The organism is Kutzneria chonburiensis, assembly GCF_028622115.1.
In the GTDB taxonomy this organism is placed as follows: domain Bacteria; phylum Actinomycetota; class Actinomycetes; order Mycobacteriales; family Pseudonocardiaceae; genus Kutzneria; species Kutzneria chonburiensis.
Window position 1 is genome coordinate 2,678,937 of record NZ_CP097263.1, and the last position, 16,033, is coordinate 2,694,969.

Annotated in this window: 17 protein-coding genes and 1 pseudogene; 10 read left to right on the plus strand and 8 right to left on the minus strand. The window is 70.4% G+C overall.

Translation table 11 applies throughout. From position 1 onward, the window contains the following. Positions 1-61: 61 nt before the first annotated feature. Positions 62-1,003, plus strand: coding sequence for a methionyl-tRNA formyltransferase (locus M3Q35_RS12295; RefSeq protein ID WP_273941838.1), 942 nt, complete (start codon positions 62-64; stop codon positions 1,001-1,003). Here the strand turns inward: M3Q35_RS12295 and M3Q35_RS12300 are convergent. Together M3Q35_RS12300 and M3Q35_RS12305 are read right to left on the minus strand one after the other, a co-directional pair. Next, entirely contained in the window at positions 993-2,279 is a 1,287-nt protein-coding gene (locus M3Q35_RS12300; protein ID WP_273941839.1) for a M14 family zinc carboxypeptidase, read from the minus strand. The two genes, M3Q35_RS12295 and M3Q35_RS12300, sit on opposite strands and share 11 nt — an antisense overlap. Positions 2,280-2,307: 28 nt before the next feature. Continuing rightward, the gene (locus M3Q35_RS12305) at positions 2,308-2,661 is read right to left on the minus strand and encodes a YciI family protein (protein WP_273941840.1); all 354 of its coding nucleotides are present in this window, start codon (positions 2,659-2,661) and stop codon (positions 2,308-2,310) included. Between the two features lie 133 nt (positions 2,662-2,794). On the opposite strand from M3Q35_RS12305, the gene M3Q35_RS12310 reads away from it, so the two are divergent. Continuing rightward, complete coding sequence (locus M3Q35_RS12310; RefSeq protein WP_273941841.1) at positions 2,795-3,208, plus strand: DUF6069 family protein; 414 nt, start codon at positions 2,795-2,797, stop codon at positions 3,206-3,208. A 153-nt stretch (positions 3,209-3,361) separates the two neighbouring features. Here M3Q35_RS12310 and M3Q35_RS12315 read toward each other — a convergent pair whose 3' ends face one another. Further along, complete coding sequence (locus tag M3Q35_RS12315; RefSeq protein ID WP_273941842.1) at positions 3,362-4,243, minus strand: aminoglycoside phosphotransferase family protein; 882 nt, start codon at positions 4,241-4,243, stop codon at positions 3,362-3,364. Between the two features lie 48 nt (positions 4,244-4,291). Between M3Q35_RS12315 and M3Q35_RS12320 the strand changes: the two genes are divergently transcribed. Further along, on the plus strand, positions 4,292-4,747 hold the full coding sequence (locus M3Q35_RS12320; RefSeq protein ID WP_273941843.1) for an SRPBCC domain-containing protein: 456 nt from the start codon (positions 4,292-4,294) through the stop codon (positions 4,745-4,747). Here the strand turns inward: M3Q35_RS12320 and M3Q35_RS12325 are convergent. After that, positions 4,744-5,622 carry a LysR family transcriptional regulator gene (locus M3Q35_RS12325; RefSeq protein WP_273941844.1) on the minus strand — a complete coding sequence of 293 codons (879 nt, stop codon included), beginning with the start codon at positions 5,620-5,622 and terminating at the stop codon, positions 4,744-4,746. The two genes, M3Q35_RS12320 and M3Q35_RS12325, sit on opposite strands and share 4 nt — an antisense overlap. Before the next feature lie 69 nt (positions 5,623-5,691). Here M3Q35_RS12325 and M3Q35_RS12330 point away from each other — a divergent pair, with 69 nt between their 5' ends. The 5 genes and pseudogenes from M3Q35_RS12330 to M3Q35_RS12345 all read left to right on the plus strand — a co-directional run bounded on the left by M3Q35_RS12330 (position 5,692) and on the right by M3Q35_RS12345 (position 10,136). Further along, entirely contained in the window at positions 5,692-6,966 is a 1,275-nt protein-coding gene (locus M3Q35_RS12330) for an acyclic terpene utilization AtuA family protein (RefSeq protein WP_273941845.1), read from the plus strand. Between the two features lies 1 nt (position 6,967). After that, a pseudogene (locus M3Q35_RS48830) lies at positions 6,968-7,201 on the plus strand (AtuA-related protein); the annotation flags it as partial. A 470-nt stretch (positions 7,202-7,671) separates the two neighbouring features. After that, entirely contained in the window at positions 7,672-8,724 is a 1,053-nt protein-coding gene (locus tag M3Q35_RS12335) for a CocE/NonD family hydrolase (RefSeq protein WP_273941846.1), read from the plus strand. Between the two features lie 144 nt (positions 8,725-8,868). Further along, positions 8,869-9,183 carry a hypothetical protein gene (locus M3Q35_RS12340; RefSeq protein ID WP_273941847.1) on the plus strand — a complete coding sequence of 105 codons (315 nt, stop codon included), beginning with the start codon at positions 8,869-8,871 and terminating at the stop codon, positions 9,181-9,183. Between the two features lie 107 nt (positions 9,184-9,290). After that, positions 9,291-10,136, plus strand: coding sequence for an NAD-dependent epimerase/dehydratase family protein (locus M3Q35_RS12345; RefSeq protein WP_273941848.1), 846 nt, complete (start codon positions 9,291-9,293; stop codon positions 10,134-10,136). Here M3Q35_RS12345 and M3Q35_RS12350 read toward each other — a convergent pair. Further along, entirely contained in the window at positions 10,117-11,292 is a 1,176-nt protein-coding gene (locus M3Q35_RS12350; RefSeq protein WP_273941849.1) for an FAD-dependent oxidoreductase, read from the minus strand. The genes M3Q35_RS12345 and M3Q35_RS12350 overlap by 20 nt on opposite strands. A 47-nt stretch (positions 11,293-11,339) precedes the next feature. Between M3Q35_RS12350 and M3Q35_RS12355 the strand changes: the two genes are divergently transcribed. Further along, entirely contained in the window at positions 11,340-12,281 is a 942-nt protein-coding gene (locus M3Q35_RS12355; RefSeq protein WP_273941850.1) for a GNAT family N-acetyltransferase, read from the plus strand. On the opposite strand, the gene M3Q35_RS12360 is transcribed toward M3Q35_RS12355, so the two are convergent. Beyond that, on the minus strand, positions 12,259-13,353 hold the full coding sequence (locus M3Q35_RS12360) for an FAD-dependent monooxygenase (protein WP_337960631.1): 1,095 nt from the start codon (positions 13,351-13,353) through the stop codon (positions 12,259-12,261). The two genes, M3Q35_RS12355 and M3Q35_RS12360, sit on opposite strands and share 23 nt — an antisense overlap. After that, positions 13,344-13,670: an FAD-dependent monooxygenase gene (locus M3Q35_RS12365; RefSeq protein ID WP_273941851.1), complete on the minus strand. Its 327-nt coding sequence runs from the start codon at positions 13,668-13,670 to the stop codon at positions 13,344-13,346. Before M3Q35_RS12365 ends, M3Q35_RS12360 begins: the two co-directional genes overlap by 10 nt. Before the next feature lie 63 nt (positions 13,671-13,733). On the opposite strand from M3Q35_RS12365, the gene M3Q35_RS12370 reads away from it, so the two are divergent. Beyond that, entirely contained in the window at positions 13,734-14,174 is a 441-nt protein-coding gene (locus tag M3Q35_RS12370) for a MarR family transcriptional regulator (RefSeq protein ID WP_273941852.1), read from the plus strand. 31 nt (positions 14,175-14,205) lie between these two features. Here the strand turns inward: M3Q35_RS12370 and argS are convergent, their stop codons facing one another. Further along, positions 14,206-15,945 carry an arginine--tRNA ligase gene (gene argS, locus M3Q35_RS12375; protein WP_273941853.1) on the minus strand — a complete coding sequence of 580 codons (1,740 nt, stop codon included), beginning with the start codon at positions 15,943-15,945 and terminating at the stop codon, positions 14,206-14,208. Positions 15,946-16,033 lie beyond the last annotated feature (88 nt).

A 16,033-nucleotide genomic window follows, 5' to 3' on the forward strand; every position in this document is an offset into this window, starting at 1 on the left:
GTCAGCCTAGCCTAAGTTAGGCTAGGCTGACCTACTCACCGATCACGGAGGGCTCCTGCGCATGCGCGTCGCGATGTTCGGCTACCAGACCTGGGGGCACCGCACCCTGCGGGCCCTGATCGACGCCGGTCACGAGGTCGCGCTGGTGGTCACGCACCCGGTCAGCGACCACGCGTACGAGCGGATCTGGGCCGACTCGGTGGCCGACCTGGCCGCCGAGCACGGCATCAAGGTGCTGCTGCGGGACCGCCCCGACGACGCCGAGCTGCTGGCCGAGCTGCGCGCCGCCGACCTCGACCTGATCGTGGCCAACAACTGGCGGACCTGGCTGCCGCCGTCGGTGTTCGAGCTGCCCCGGCACGGCACGCTCAACATCCACGACTCGCTGCTGCCGGCCTACGCCGGCTTCTCCCCGATCATCTGGGCGCTGCTCAACGACGAGCCCGCGGTCGGCGTGACCGCGCACATGATGGACGGCGAGCTCGACGCCGGCGGCATCGTGCTCCAGCGGTCGGTCGAGGTCGGCCCCAAGGACACCGCCACCGATCTGTTCCACCGCACCGTCGATCTGATCGCGCCGCTCACCGCCGAGGCGATCAAGCTGATCGAGCAGGGTTTCGCGCCGCAGCCGCAGGACCGGTCCAAGGCCAGCTTCTTCCACAAGCGGGCCAAGCGGGACAGCCTGATCGACTGGAACTGGACGCCGGAGTACATCGAGCGCATGGTGCGGGCCCAGTCCGACCCGTACCCGAACGCGTTCACCTACCACCGCGGCCAGGAGCTGCGGATCGTCAAGGCGTCGGTGTCGACCGGCCACTACGGCGGCACGCCCGGCCGCATCTTCTACCGCGAGGGCGACGGCGTGGTCATCGTGGCCGGGCCGGACGCGCGCCGCGGCACCTTGCCCGGTCTCGTCGTGGAGCGTGTGCGCACCGCCGACGGGACCGAGCTCGCCGCCACCGACTACTTCACGACCATGGGCGGCTACCTCACTAGCAGCTGACCTTCGTCGTCTCACCTCGTCCGACGGTCACCGGCACGGTTCGGCCGGGGCACTTGAGGGTCCAGTTCTCCTCGATGCCCCGGCCGTCCGTGCCGGGGCGGATCGACGGGTTGACGTCCCAGGTGAACGCGCCGTCGGCGGTCATCGTGCTGCGCAGCCCGGGCTTGGACAGCTGGAGCTGGCCGTGGGCGGTACCGGTGATTCTGGCGTGGTACCGGGGATTCGCCGCCGCTTCGGCGTCGCGGAGCAGCGCCTCGCGCTCGCCGGCGTACTGGTCGAGCATGCTGCTCTTGAACGGCCCGTGGTTGCTGTCGCCATTGAGCTCGGTCTCGAACCCGAGGCCGCCGGTCGTGTAGTACGACCATTCCTCGGCCGTGCCGCTCGTCTCGTACAGGTCGCGGCTCAGCTTGTTCGGGTAGCCGTTGGCGTCGGCCATCTGCTGGCCCAGCTCGGCGTACAGCGTCTCGTCCGGGGTGAGGGCGCTCGCGTTCTGGCCGGGCGGGCGCAGGTTCATGTCGCCGTAGGTGTGCAGGCCGACCGCGACCGTCACCTGGCGGCTCGCGACGAGATCGCGGATGTTCTGCGACTCCGGCTCGGAGAACGCCTTGGGGCCGCGGTAGTCGCCGTCGGACTGCTTGGCGCCGGAGCCGACGCCGCCCCAGTTGACGCCGAAGTTGCGGTTCAGGTCCACGCCCGCGCCGTCGGCCCCGGTCTCCGGGTCGACCTTGGTGCCGCAGGTGGGATCGCAGTTCTTGCGCTTGTCCGGGACCTTGCCGCTGCGTGAGGCGTCGAAGCCGTCGGGATTGACCACCGGCACGATGATCACCCGCACCTGGTCGAGCAGCCGGGTGACGCGTGAGTCGCGGCCGTCCTGCTCGGCCAGGTCCATGGCGAAGTCCGTCGCCACGTCCACGCCGGGCCACTCGTTGCCGTGGATGCCGCCCATCAGCAGGAACACCGGCCGGCCGTCCTCGGCGGTCACCCGGTGGGAGATCTCCAGGGCCGGGCCGTCCTTGCCCTGGACCGTCTTGTGCGCCAACGGCAGCGTGCGGACGATGTCCGGCCGGGCCTTCGCCGTCTGCTCGATGTCCGCACGGACGTCGGCCAGCTGGCGATAGTCGTTGCGACCACCGGGAAGCGGCGACGCGCCGGCCGGGTGCCGGGCGTCGGAGAGCGCTTTCCCGTCGTACGTCCTGGACGGGGTCGTCGTCGGCGACGGCGGGTCCGCCGGCGTCGGGGTGCAGGCGACGAGCGCGGCGGTGACGACAACCGTCACCGCCGCCGCTCTGGTCGTACGGGCCAACTCAGAACGCCACGTGCGGCACGGGCCACATCTCGATCGGCTCCTCGTCGGCCATCGGCATGTCGGCCGCGATCTCCCGGGCCCTGGCCTCGTCGGCCACCTCGAGCAGGTAGAAGCTGGCCATGTACTCCTTGGTCTCCAGGTACGGGCCGTCGGTGACGGCCGGCTGGCCGTTGACCCGGCGGACCAGCTTGGCCTCGGTGGCGTCGCCGAGGCCGTAGGCGCCGAGCAGCTCGCCGGTGGCGTGGTAGCGCTGGTTGAACGCGTCCACCTTGGCGATCACCTCCTGGATCTGCTCGGGCGGGAACGAGTTCCACTTCTCCTGGTTGCCGTAGATCATCAGCAGGTACTTCATCGCGCTGCTCCCTCGTGCTTCCGGTGCGTTGACACCCACTGGTCGGAGCCCCTCGACCCGGCCTCTACATCCCGTGTCGAGAAATTTCCGACGTCTCCGACCCCTGGTCGACAACCCGAGGGAAGGAACCGAAATGGACACTACCGTCACCGCCCGCCGCACACTCCCGGTGTGGGCCGTCAGCGTGTTGGCCCTGCTCGTCGCGGCCGTCGTCACCGAGCTCTACGGCCTGCTGCTGCCGCTCGTCGGCATCCCCATGCTCGTCGGCAACATCCTGGAGGGGGTGCCCAGCCCGATCACCGTCGGCATGTTCGCCATGGGCTGCGCCTTCGCCGGCTTCTGGGGCACCATCCTGGCCGTGCTGATCGCCCGCTTCGCCCGCAGGCCCGCGCGTACTTATGTCGTCACGACATCAATACTGGTCGCCGTGTCCCTGCTCAGCCCCCTGACCGGCGTCGGGCCGCTGTCCACCCGCATCGCCCTGTGCGTCGCCCACCTCATCGCCGCCGCCATCGTCATCCCGGTGGTGGCCCGCCGCCTGGCGTAACCCCCGGTTTTGCCACATGCGCTTCCTATGTGGCACCAGGGCGCACGTAGGAAGCGCATGTGGCACTCCCCCACCGCTCGTTCGGGTTCGCCGCGGCCGCGGTGGTCATACGGATCGAGCAGCCGCTTGACGCCCGCTGTCAAGGAGCGCTGATCAGCGGTCATCCGCCAAGATGCCGTCGAGCACACGACGCGCGGCTGCTGCCTCCTCGCCACCTTGAGCGCACGTGACGAGCGTCTTCCAGAGGGCCCAGCCGCGGCCGCGGGCCCAGGTCGCGTCGTCGATCGCGAGGCGCGAGCGGAACGCCTGCCGGCCGTCCGCGGTCAGCAGGGTCCAGGCGATCGCCAGGTCACAGGACGGATCGCCGACGCCGCAGGTGCCGAAGTCGATGATCGCGGCGAGTTCCCCGTTGGACAGCAAGAGGTTTCCCGCGGCCACGTCGCCGTGGAACCAGACGTCGACGCCGCTCCAGGGGGCGTCCAAGGCGGCCTGCCACACCGCGGCGGCCTCGGCGATGTCCAAGGTGGCGATCGCGCGCCGTGTCAGGGCGTCGAAGGTGCGCAAAGTGCCGCCACGGAACCAGTTGTGCTTGCCCGGCTGGGGACCGTCGGCGGCGTCGATGCCCTGCAACGCGGCCAGGAACTCGGCCAGGTCGAGGGCGAAGCGGACAGGGTCGGCAATGAGGTCGGCACGGGCCGGTGCGCCCGGCAGCCACCGGTAGATCGACCAGGAGAAGGGATAGTCCTCGTCTGGTTGGCCCTTGGCCAACGGGACCGGGATCGGCTGCGGCAGGCGGGGAGCCAGCGCCGGCAGCCACCGGTGTTCCTTGTCCACGGCCAACGCGTATTCGGCGGCGCTGGGCAGGCGCACCAGCATCTCGTCGCCGAGGTGGAACGTGACGTTGTCCCAACCACTCTTGGCCACCGGCCGCACCGGAAGGCCGGCCCACCGCGGAAACTGCTCGTCGATCAGCCGGCGTACCTGCGCCGTGTGGACGGAGATCCGTCGGGGCGGCGGGCCGAGATCATGCGACATGCCGCGAGTCAACCAGCGAGCGCCGACCAGCCGCCTAGCATTTACGCCATGCCACGCACCGACAAGGCGTCCCGCCTGATCGCCGCCCCGCCGGCGCGGGTGTACGCGGCCTTCGTCGATCCGGATGAGCTGTTGGCCTGGCTGCCGCCGGGCGACATGACCGGCCGGTTCGACCACTTCGACGCGCGGACCGGCGGCTCGTACCGGCTGACGCTGACCTATCCGGACGCCGGCACGGGCAAGACCACGACCGACTCCGACGTGGTCGAGGCGCGTTTCGTCGAGGTCGTGCCGGGGGTGCGGGTGGTGCAGGCGGTCGACTTCGTCTCCGACGACCCGGCCTACGCCGGCACGATGATCATGACCTGGGCGGTCGCCGCGGCGGAATCCGGGACCCGCGTGGAGATCCGGGCCGACAACGTGCCGGACGGGATCTCGGCCGAGGACCACGCCGTCGGCCTGGCCTCCTCGCTGGCCAACCTCGCCGCCCACGTGGAGAACTAGGCGAGCAGCCGCTCCACGAGGCGGCGGACGGCCAGCGGGCAGGGCTCGTCGGCCCGGCGGTGCACGGCGATCCGCCGCGTGATCACGGGTTCGGCCAGCGGCCGAGTGATCACGGGCGTCGCGGCCAGCAGGGGCAGCACGAGCTCGGGCATGGCGCTGACGCCGAGGCCGGCGGCGATCATCCCGCCGGCCGTGGCGACGGTGCGGGTTTCCAGATGCCGCAACGGAAGCACGCCGGCCTGGGCCAGACCGAGATCGGCCAGCCGGCGGATGCTGCTGTCCGGGCTGAACTCGATGAACGGCTCGGCGGCGAGATCGGCCCACGTCAGCGTGGACGGGCCGGCGAGGGGATGCCCGGGCGGCAGCACGGCGACGAAAGGATCGTCCAGGAAGGGATCCACAGCGAAGTCGGCCGACGCGGGACCGACCTCGGTGATGGCGAGATCGGCGGTGCCGTCCCGCAACAGGTCCAGGATCTCGGCGTTGGTGCCGTCGGCCAGCCGCACCTGCACGCCGGGATACGCCTCCAGGTACCCGCTGAGCACGGTCGGCAGCACGACGGCGGCGATCGACGGCAGCACACCGACGGTGATCTGCCGCCGCTCCCCGGCCTGGTAGCCGGCGAACCGGTCGAGCCCCCGCCGGTAGCTGGTCAACACGTGCGTGGCGACGCCGAGGAACTCCACGCCCGCCTCGGTGAGGTCGACCGATCGGGTGGTTCGCACGAACAGCGGTGTCCGCAGTTTCCGCTCCATCTCGCCGATGGTCCGGCTGACCACGGGCTGGCTGAGCACGAGCTCGTCGGCGGCCCGGGTGAACGACCGGGTACGGGCGACGGCGGCGAAGATCTCCATCTGGTGCAGCGTGAGATCCATAGCTTCAGAGCATAACCGCATGTGAAACCGGAAGTGGCGGGCCGCGTGCCGACTGTCCACGATGGAGGCATGCGAACGATCAGGATCGGCGCGGGCGCCGGATTCGCCGACGACCGGGTGGAGCCGGCCGTCGAGCTGGCCGAGCGCGGCGACCTCGACTACCTGGTGTTCGAGTGCTTGGCTGAGCGCACGATCGCCCTGGCCCAGCTCGACCGGTTGCGCGACCCGGCCGCCGGCTTCACCGAGTGGCTGCCGGAGCGGATGGCCGCCGTGCTGCCGGCCTGTGCCCGCCGCGGCACGAAGATCATCACGAACATGGGCGCGGCCAACCCGCTGCGGGCGGCCGACGTGGTCGCCGAGGTGGCCCGCGAGGCCGGGCTGACCGGGCTGACGATCGCGGCGGTGACCGGGGACGACGTGCTCGACCTGGTCGCCAGGGACGAGAACACCGTGTCGGCCAACGCCTATCTCGGCTGCGAGCCGGTGGTGCGGGCGCTGGCGCAGGGCGCGGACGTGGTCGTGACGGGACGAATCGCCGACCCGTCGCTGTTCCTGGCGCCGCTGGTGCACGAGTTCGGCTGGGCCATGGACGACTGGCCGCGGCTCGGCCGGGGCCTGTGCCTCGGGCACCTGCTGGAGTGCGCCGGCCAGGTGACCGGCGGCTACTTCGCCGATCCCGGCCACAAGGACGTCCCTGACCTCGCCCACCTCGGGTTTCCGCTGGCCGAGGCGGCCGAGGACGGCACGTTCGCGGTGACGAAGGTGGCCGGCACCGGCGGCATGGTCACCGTGGCGACCTGCACCGAACAGCTGCTGTACGAGGTGCACGACCCGGCCGCCTACGTCTCGGCCGACGTCACCGCCGACTTCTCCGCCGTCGAGCTGACGCCGATCGGCCCCGACCGGGTGCTGGTCACCGGCGCGACCGGGCGGCCGCGGCCCGACGGCCTCAAGGTGTCCGTCGGCTACCTCGACGGGTTCCTCGGCGAGGGCGAGATCTCCTATGCCGGGCCGAATGCCGTCGCCCGCGGCCGGCTCGCGCTCGACATCCTCCGCGCACGGCTGGACGCCGACGAGCTGCGTTTCGACCTGATCGGCGTCGACGCCGTGCGCAGGGGTCCGAAGGTCGTGGCCGAGCCGCCGGAAGTGCGGGTACGGGTGGCCGGCCGCACGTCCACTGTGGACGCCGCTCGCCGCATCGGCCGTGAGGTCAGCGCCTTGTGGCTCAACGGCCCCGCCGGCGGGGCCGGTGCGACCCGGCGGGCCGAGCCGATCGTGGCCATCGACTCGACCTTCGTGGACCGCTCGGACGTCCACGCCGAACTGTCCTTTGTGGAGGTGTGAGATGCGGCTGCACGACATCGCCCACGCCCGGGCCGGCGACAAGGGCACCACCTCGGACATCACGGTCATCGCCTACCGGGCCGAGGATTTCGAGCTGCTGCGCCGGGAAGTCACCGCCGACCGGGTCCGCGCGCATTTCGCCGACATCGTGCGCGGCGAGGTGCAGCGCTTCGAGTTACCGCGGCTGCGGGCGCTGAAGTTCGTGCTGCACAACACGCTCGGCGGCGTGACCCGCACGCTCGACCTCGACATCCACGGCAAAAGCCTTTCCTCCTCACTGTTGGAGCTGGACGTGACCGACACCGCGCAGCAGATGGCCGAGATGATGCGGCAGTTCGCCGCAGCCGGCGGCATGCGCCCCGGAGCGCCGACCGCCACGGTCGACGACCCGTTCTTCACCTACGACCGCCCGACCGAGTTCGATGCGCACAGCGAGACCGTCAACGTCCCGATGCGGGACGGCAGTTACCTCGTGTGCGACCTGCTGCGCCCGGCCGGGCCTGGCGGCCAGCCGGCGGAAGGCGCTTTCCCCGGCATCGTCTACGACTTCAACGCCTACGGCGCGCGGGTCGTGTTCGCCAGCGGGGCTGCGCCGTTCGTCGAACGTGGTTACGTGGCGCTGGTTCCGTCGGTCCGCGGCAGCGGCGACTCCCCGGCCACGTCGAGCCGTTCGGCGTCCAGGAGCAGGAGGACGGCTACGACCTGGTGGAATGGCTTGCCGCGCAACCGTTCTGCACCGGCCGGATCGGCATGCAGGGCATCAGCTACGGTGGCCACACCACCATGCTCACCGCCGTGCAGCAACCCCCGCACCTCACCGCGATCATTCCCGTGCAGGCGCTGAGCGACTGGTACGAGAACACCATCTACCACGGCGGTATCTACAACGCCCGCATCCGCGACTGGCAGCAGACCACCGCGCCCGACACGCTCGAAACCTATCCGCAGCACCCGTTGTACGACGACTTCTGGCGCGAGCGCAGCATCAGGCACCGCTACGACCGGCTCACCGTGCCGGTCCTGGACGTCGGCGGCTGGCTCGACCAGTACCGGCAGGCCATGGTGGAGAACTTCCGGGGCGACACGTGGATGGTCGCCGGGCCGTGGCCGCACGGCATGGTGCCCGGGCAGCCCGAGGACATCGCCTTCGCCGGCTATCTCGCCTGGTGGGACCACTGGCTGGCCGACCGGCCGGCCCCGCTGCCCCGGTCCAGGGTCACCTCGTACGAGATGCCGGACCACGGCTGGCGGCACTTCGACAGCTGGCCGCCGGCCGATGCCGTGAGCAGGCAGTGGTTTCCCGGCACCGACGGCTCCCTGACCGGTGGAGAGCCCGGCATCGCCGAATTCGACCAGGACGGCGGTCAGCTGGTTTTCGAGGCCCGGTTGGCCGAGGACCTGGTGATCACCGGCGGCCTGGTGGCCACGTTGCGTGCCGGCACCACCGGCCCCGACGGCAACATCGCCGTCGTGCTCGACGACGTCGACGCCACCGGCGAGGCGGTCCGGATCAGCCAGGGCTGGCTCAAACTCAGCCATCGCGACGGCCACGACCACCTGGCCGCGATCCAGCCCGGAACACTGTACGACGTCACCGTCCCGATCTGGGCCACGCACCATCGCATCGTCGCCGGCCACACGCTGCGGGTCACGCTGTCCAGCGAAGATCACCCGCAGATCGACACCGAGCGGCTGCCCGGCCGCATCCGAGTGGAACTCGGCGGGGCCAGCGTGATCACCGCGAGCGTGCTCACCTGACAATTTCGGTTGTGGCTGGCCGGATTCGTCCGGTCGAGGCGGAGTCAACGGTCACTTGAGCGCCGGCGGTCACAAAGCTTTGACCAACGGACCCGGTGATCACGATCATCGAACCACCGCCGTCCGGACCGTGAGGAGAACACCGTGCGCCTTGCCGCCACCGTCGTCGCCGCACTCGGCATCGTCGCCGCCGTCGCCGGCACCGCGTCGGCCGCCGAGCCGACCGGGATCACGTTCTGGCAGGCCGACTTCAGCGGCCAGAGCGTCACCTACACCCCGGCCACCACCGCCTGCGTCACGCTGCCGTACGCGGTGCACTCGGAGCTCAACGCCAGCCAGGACAGCTTCCGGCTCTACACCACGCCGGACTGCACCGGCTTCGCGCTCACCATCCCGGCCACCGACCTGCACAGCTTCGTCAACCGCGACGTGCACAGCTTCGCGCTGACCCGGGACTGACCGCCATGGCGTCGAGGGGCCGGTGGCCCGCCCCTCGGCGCCTGGTACCCGAAACCGGCTGAGCACTGGTCCACCCCGACAGCCGCCGGCCCGGTTAGCGTGTGCCCATGGCACGTGTTTTCCTCGCCGGCGCGACCGGGGTTCTCGGCCGCCGCCTCGTCCCGCTCCTGCTCTCGCACGGACATCACGTCACCGGCCTGGCCCGGTCGGCGGCCAGCGCGGACCGGATCCGCGAGCTCGGCGCCTCGCCCGTCAGCGGCGACGCGCTCGACGCCGACAGCCTGCGCGTAGCGGTGACATCCGCGCGGCCGGACGTCGTCATGCACCAGCTCACCGACCTGGCCGCGGGCGACCGTGCCGCCAACTCGGCGATGCGCGCGATCGGCACCCGCAACCTTGTCGACGCGGCGCTGGCTGCTGACGTGCGGCGTTTTGTCGTGCAGAGCATCGCTTTCGCCTACGAGCCGGGCGAGACGCCGGCTCGGGAGGACACCCCGCTCGACGTCGACGCCGACGAGCCGCGGCGGACGACTGTGCGCGGAGTGGCCTCGTTGGAAGCGGAGGCCGCCCGCGTCGCCTCCCATGTCGTGCTTCGTTACGGCACGTTCTACGGCCCCGACACGTGGTACGCACCCGGCGGTCTCATGGCGAAGGCCCCGCTCGCGGCCGACCGTGACGTCACCAGCTTCGTGCACATCGACGACGCCGCCACCGCCGCTTTGCAGTCGCTGGACTGGGGAAACGGCGCGGTGAACGTCTGCGACGACGAACCCGCCGCCGGCATCGACTGGGTGCCGGAGTTCTGCGCCGCCGTCGGCGTCGAGCCGCCGGCCCCGTCTTCCCACCGCACCGGCTTCGCCCGCGGCGCCGACAACGGCTACGCCCGGCACAGCCTCGGCTGGCAGCCGGCCTGGCCGTCCTGGCGCGACGGGTTCAAGGCAATGACAGCGTAGGAGCCATGGGGCCGTAGGCATTCGAGCGTGCGGCTCGCTTCCGGACGCCGGGCATCGCCGTGATCAGCTGGAGCAGGCGGGCCGGCACGAGCGGTCGGCCCAGCTCGCGGGCGCGGGCGGCGCGGAGCTCGATCCGCACCTGATCGTCCTGCACCAGCTTGACCGCCGGCTCCCGCTCGGCCTGCACGGCGGCCAGCACTTCGTCCGGCACCGGTCCTTGTTTCAGCGCCGGCACGAGATGGTTGGCCGCGGCGACGGCGTCCTGGATCGCCATCAGGATGCCGTTGCCGCCGACCGGCGAGATCACGTGCGCGGCGTCCCCGATCAGCAGCAACCCCGGTCGCCACCAGCGGCTCACGCGCGAGATGTCCACCGACAGCAGCGTCGTCTGCCCGAAGTCGGCCAGCAGGTGTGTGCGGTCGGCCAGCCAGGGCACGTGCCGGTCGACGAACCGCCGGATCGGCTCCACGCCGTCGGCCCGGGCCTGCGCGTAGCCGCCCTTCGGCACGCTGTATCCGAGCTGCCAGCCTTGGGTTCCGGTGAGCAGGCCGATGTAGTGGTCGCGGCCGAAGAACAGGTCGACGTCGGCGTCCGGCGGGTCGCTGTCCCGTTGCGGCAGCCGGAACCACACGAGGTCCGTTTTCGCCCCGAGCGATTCCGCTGGCAGATCCGCCAGCCGCCGCAGCCGCGAGTTCCGGCCGTCCGCGCCGATCACCACGTCCGCTTTCATCCCCTGGACGCCGGTCACGCGGCCGTCTTCCGTGTCGAGCTCGGTCACCTTGCTGCCCGTTTGCAGCTCACAGCCCGGCAGCTCGCGGAACTGCTCCGCCATGAAGTCCAGGAACCGCGCCTGCGGCATCAGCGCCACGTAGTTGAACCGCGTCGGCAGCCGCGTGTAGTCGGCCGTGGTCACCGGGCCGGCGGTTGTGTGCAGCCGGAATTTGCGGGCCTTGTGATGCGGCAACTCCAGCAACTTCTCGGCCAGTCCCAGACCGTCCAGCAGCTCCAGCGTGTACGGGTGCAGCGAGTCGCCGCGGAAGTCCCGGTCGAAGTCGCGATGCGTCTCGAACAACGTCACCTTGATTCCCGCGCGGCCCAGCAGATAGGCCACCATCATGCCGCCCGGACCGCCGCCGATAATCGCTGCACCCGCCATGCCGCCAACCGTACGATGATCCGCTCAAGACCACCGATCGGAGGCACGTGCGGTTTCTGGGCATCGCGGACGAGTCCGGGGTCGAGCGGCTGGTGTCGCTCGGCATCAAGCGGGAACCCTTGGCGTACTGGGTGACCAGCGCTCTGAAGAACGGTGAGTCGCGGCCGGCGTGGTGTCGGATGGCCTTGTCGGACGCCGGTGAGTTGCTGGCCGCGCACGTGTTCGACTCGTGGTCGGGCGCGGGCGATCCCGGTGATGTGCCGACGTTCGTGCAGCTCCTCGGGCACGTCGACGAGGCCGCCGCCAGTGCACTGCTGGCCCACGATCTGTCGGCGTTCGACGCCTCGGTGGTCGAGGCGCGGGTGGTCATCGAGTCCGATGCATCGCCCTCGCTGCGGGCACAACGGAACCGCTGGCCGGCGATCTTGGAGGCCGCCGGCTTCGTGCGGGAAGTCGACCGCGTCCGCCTGACCTGGCCCGCCGACGCCCCCGTGCCGCGTCCCTCCTCCCGGCTCACCTTCGTTCCCGTCAGCGAGTTCCCCGAGTCGTCGCTACTGCGGATCTTCGCCGAGGTAGCGGATGGCTCCGTCGACAACTCGCAACGCACGTTTCGGGCCTCAGCCGGCCGCGACGCCGAGGCTGCCGGTCGCCTACGCCAGGCCCTTGGCCGCGACTTCCCCGCCTCGTGGTTCGTCATCGGTGTCGACGCCGCCGGCGATCCCGTCGGCTACGTCCAGTCCGCCCGCGTCCACGGCGACCGCGCCATCCTCGCCGAGCTCGGCGTCATCGAGTCCCAGCGCGGCCGCCGCTACGCCCACGACCTGCTGGCCTACGGCACCGCTGCCGTGCTCGACGCCGGCGTCACGATGATCACCAGCGACACCGATGAGGCCAACCGCTTCATGCGCGCCGCCTTCGCTCGCGCCGGCTACCTGGAGTTCGCCACCCGCCACGACTTCCGTTGGGTCAGGCCCCGAACCATCGGCTGAGCGCCGCTCGTAGCCCGTCCGGGTCGGTGCCGGTCCAGGCCAGGTAGCCGTCGGGGCGGATCAGGCGGCCCGGGCCGTCAGCCGGTTCGACGCTGACCCGATCTGCCCACGGCACAACGACATCCGTCAATGGGCCGATGTACCGGGCACGGCCGTCGAGGAGTTGCACGTCGGGGTCGAAGGTGCCGATGTCGCCGTAGCGGATGCGGAGGCCATGGCTCAGTTCCAGCAGGGTACGGGCGGCTTGCGGTTCGCGAAGAACGTCGCCGAGGACGCCCCGCAATGCCTCGGTCTGGGGATCGGTGCGGAGCAGGGCACTTTCCGCACGGCTGTCCCGAAGTACTTGCGCACCAACGGGATACCGCTCGGTGGTGTAGGTGTCGAGCAGTTCGTCCGTAGCGACGCCGCGGGCAACCAGGGCCAGCTTCCAGCCGAGGTTGGCGGCGTCCTGGAGGCCGAGGTTGAGGCCCTGGCCACCGATCGGCGAGTGCACGTGCGCCGCGTCGCCGGCCAGCAGCACCCGGCCGCGCCGGTAGGTCGACGATTGGCGGGCGTTGTCGGTGATCCGCATCGGCTGTTCGATGGCCGTGACCGCGATGTCGTGACCGCTGACGCGGCGCAGGCTGGCCTCGAACTCCGCGGCCGTCAACACCTCGTTGCGGTCGAAGCGTTCCGGGTCGAACTCGATCGTCATGCTCGGTGTCGGCGCCGGCGCGATGGCGAGGATGCCACCCGGCAGGCGGTGCATTCCCGGCTCCAGCGGCAGTTCGTCGGCGTACGTCACCACACCGACCCTGGCCAGCATCGAGGGCTCCGTGCCCGGGAAGTCGAAGCCCGCCTCCCGCCGCACCACGCTCCGGCCACCGTCGCAGCCCACCAGCCACTCGGCCGTAGCCCTTGTCCCGTCGGCAAATACCGCCGTGACCTCGTCTTCTCCCGCCTCGACGCCGACCACTTCGACACCGCGCCGGACCGCTACCCGACTTTCCAGCAGCCGCTCGAACTCCCCCTGCATCACCATCAGCGGTGGAGCGAGGTCTTGGAGCCGGCCGTCATGATCGATCAGCGGCAGCGTGGCGAAATCCCCTTGAAGTCGGCCATGCCGAGGCTGGCCATCAGCTCCGCCAGGTCTTTCGGTTCTTCCCCCGTGGACGCCGCCAGCCTCCTCAGCGCCGCTTCCGTCATCGCACGCACCGGTCCGCCCAGTCCCCGCAGGTCCAGCGTCTGCATCGTGCGGGCCGTCAGCCCTCGATCATCGTCACTCTTCGACTGATCCGGCTTCTCCAGCCGCTCCACCACCCATGGCCGCACTCCCCCGAGCCGCAGCTCCGCCGCCAGGAACAGCCCCACCGGTCCGCCCCCGACCACCAGCACCGTCACGTCCGCCATGCCGCCCTCCCCCGTAATACTTCACATCATGTGAACAGTATGCATGATGTAAACTATCCCGCAATGGACAACCGGGACCGCCTCATCGAGCGCATCGAACAGGCCGACGACCGCTTCTTGCGCCTCACCGCCGGCACCGGCGCGGCGCCGCTCCAGGACACTGACCTCACCATGCGGCAGTTGAAGGTCCTGCTCATCCTCTCGTTCCAGGACGGCCTCTCCGGCCAGGACCTCGCCCGTTCCCTCGACGTCGGCCTGGCCGCCGTCACCGGCATCACCCACCGCCTGTCCGCCCGCGGCCTCATCCGCCGCGCCGTCGACGACCACGACCGCCGCATCCGCCGGATCTACCTGACCCCCAAGGGCTCCGCCACCATCGCCGTGTTGCGGGACGCCGGCCGCACCAACAAACGCCGCCTGCTCCGCAAGTTGGACGCCGAAGCCCTCCGCAAGATGGCCGAGGCCATGGACGCCCTCAACGAAGCCGCCGAAGAGGAAAACTGACCAGGGCCTGCCCTCCCGCTGACGCCAGTGATCACATCCGGGCCGGTGCCTCGATCCCCAGAAGCGCCAAGGACTGCGTGAGCACGCGGGAGGTCAGCTGGGCCAACGCCAGGCGCGAACGGCGAACCTCGTCGGTGGGCGCCTTGAGGATCGGGCAGCTCTCGTAGAAGTTCGAGAACGTCGCGGCCGTCTCGTAGAGGTACGTGCAGAGCTTGTGCGGCGCGAACTCCGTGGTGGCCACGCTCAGGACGGCGGGGAACTGGAGCAGCTTGAGAGCGAGGGCACGTTCAGCGGCGACGGAGAGGTGAACGGGGGTGTCCGGGCCGACGGCCCAGCCGGCACGGGCGATGACGGAGAGCACCCGGGCGTTGGCGTACTGGAGGTAGACAGAAGTGTTGCCCTCCAAGGCAAGCATGCGATCCCAGTCGAAGGAATAGTCCTTCTCCCGATCGGCGCACAGGTCGGCGTACTTCACGGCGCCGATGCCGACGGCCCGTGCGATCCGAGCCCGATCGGCCCCGGAGAGATCGGACCGTGCGGCGACGACGAGCGCGGCCCGGTCGATGGCCTCCCGCAACAGGTCCACGAGTTTCACGGTCACGCCGGCTCGGGTCCGCAGCGGCTTGCCGTCCTCGCCGAGGATCGAGCCGAAGCCGATGTGCGTGGCCCGGTGTTCGGCGTCCAGCCAGCCGGCGGACTCGCAGGCGCGGAACACCATCGCGAAGTGCTGCGCCTGCGGCGAGCCGACGACGTACAACAGCTCGGTGACGCCCCGATCCCGCGTCCAATACCGGACGGTGGCCAGATCGGTGCTGGCGTAACCGTAACCGCCGTCGGTCTTGCGAACGATCAGCGGCAGCCGGTCGCCCTCCCGGTTGACGAAGCCGGGCGGGAACACGCAGACCGCGCCCTCGCTGATCTCGGTCAGCCCCTTGGCCTCCAGCTCGGCGACCGTGTCGGCCAGGTACGGGTTGTAGAAGCTCTCGCCGTAATAGTCCTGCGGGCCGAGTTTCACGCCGAGCAGCTCGTACACCTTGGCGAAGTGCCGTTCCGACTCGGCGACCAACTCCCGCCACAGCACCAGGGTCGCCTCGTCGCCGCCCTGCAGCGCGACGACCCGACTCCGCGCGCGATCGGCGAACTCCTGGTCGGCGTCGAACTTCTTGCGGGCAGCCTGGTAGAAGCCGTTGAGGTCGCTGATCGAATGCCCGTCGGTCGCGGCGTGTCCCTCGTCGACCAGGTGCTCGATCAGCATGCCGAACGGGGTGCCCCAGTCGCCGAGGTGGTTGTGCCGCACCACCTCGTGGCCGGCGAAGTCCAGCAGCCGCACAACCGCGTCGCCGATGATGGACGACCGCAGGTGTCCGACGTGCATCTCCTTGGCGACGTTCGGGCTGCCGTAGTCGATGGCGTAGCGGATCGGGATGTCCGCGGCCGGCGCGCCGAGCCGGTCGTCGCCGAGCAGCCGCGCCGTCTGCGCCGCCAGCCAGTCGTCGTTCAGCGTGATGTTGACGAATCCCGGACCGGCCGCCTCGGCGTACTCGATCATGTCGGTGTCGAGGGTGGCGACGATCGCGTCGACGATCTCGCGCGGCGGGCGGCCGAGCCGCTTGCCGAGGCTCATCGCGACGTTGCACTGGAAGTCCGCGTCACGTCCGGTTCCGGCCGGTCGGATCAGCGTCTCCGCGGGCGCGATGTCCACGTCCAGCGCCGCCTTGAGGGACTCGGCGACCCGCAGGCCGAGTTCCAGCCCGACATCTCCACCCAACACCGGCCGACCTCCGCCTTCGTTCGTGTCCGCCCAGTATCCCGACGGTGCAAAACGATTACCCCGATGGCCTGCCCTTTCGGTCATTCGT

What these genes read in the sequence shown, in the direction of transcription:
- M3Q35_RS12295 (WP_273941838.1), top strand. Translation starts at nt 62, where the DNA reads ATGCGCGTCGCGATGTTCGGCTACCAGACCTGGGGGCACCGCACCCTG.
- M3Q35_RS12305 (WP_273941840.1), bottom strand. Translation starts at nt 2,661, where the DNA reads ATGAAGTACCTGCTGATGATCTACGGCAACCAGGAGAAGTGGAACTCG.
- M3Q35_RS12310 (WP_273941841.1), top strand. Translation starts at nt 2,795, where the DNA reads ATGGACACTACCGTCACCGCCCGCCGCACACTCCCGGTGTGGGCCGTC.
- M3Q35_RS12315 (WP_273941842.1), bottom strand. Translation starts at nt 4,243, where the DNA reads ATGTCGCATGATCTCGGCCCGCCGCCCCGACGGATCTCCGTCCACACG.
- M3Q35_RS12320 (WP_273941843.1), top strand. Translation starts at nt 4,292, where the DNA reads ATGCCACGCACCGACAAGGCGTCCCGCCTGATCGCCGCCCCGCCGGCG.
- M3Q35_RS12325 (WP_273941844.1), bottom strand. Translation starts at nt 5,622, where the DNA reads ATGGATCTCACGCTGCACCAGATGGAGATCTTCGCCGCCGTCGCCCGT.
- M3Q35_RS12330 (WP_273941845.1), top strand. Translation starts at nt 5,692, where the DNA reads ATGCGAACGATCAGGATCGGCGCGGGCGCCGGATTCGCCGACGACCGG.
- M3Q35_RS12345 (WP_273941848.1), top strand. Translation starts at nt 9,291, where the DNA reads ATGGCACGTGTTTTCCTCGCCGGCGCGACCGGGGTTCTCGGCCGCCGC.
- M3Q35_RS12350 (WP_273941849.1), bottom strand. Translation starts at nt 11,292, where the DNA reads ATGGCGGGTGCAGCGATTATCGGCGGCGGTCCGGGCGGCATGATGGTG.
- M3Q35_RS12365 (WP_273941851.1), bottom strand. Translation starts at nt 13,670, where the DNA reads ATGGCGGACGTGACGGTGCTGGTGGTCGGGGGCGGACCGGTGGGGCTG.
- M3Q35_RS12370 (WP_273941852.1), top strand. Translation starts at nt 13,734, where the DNA reads ATGGACAACCGGGACCGCCTCATCGAGCGCATCGAACAGGCCGACGAC.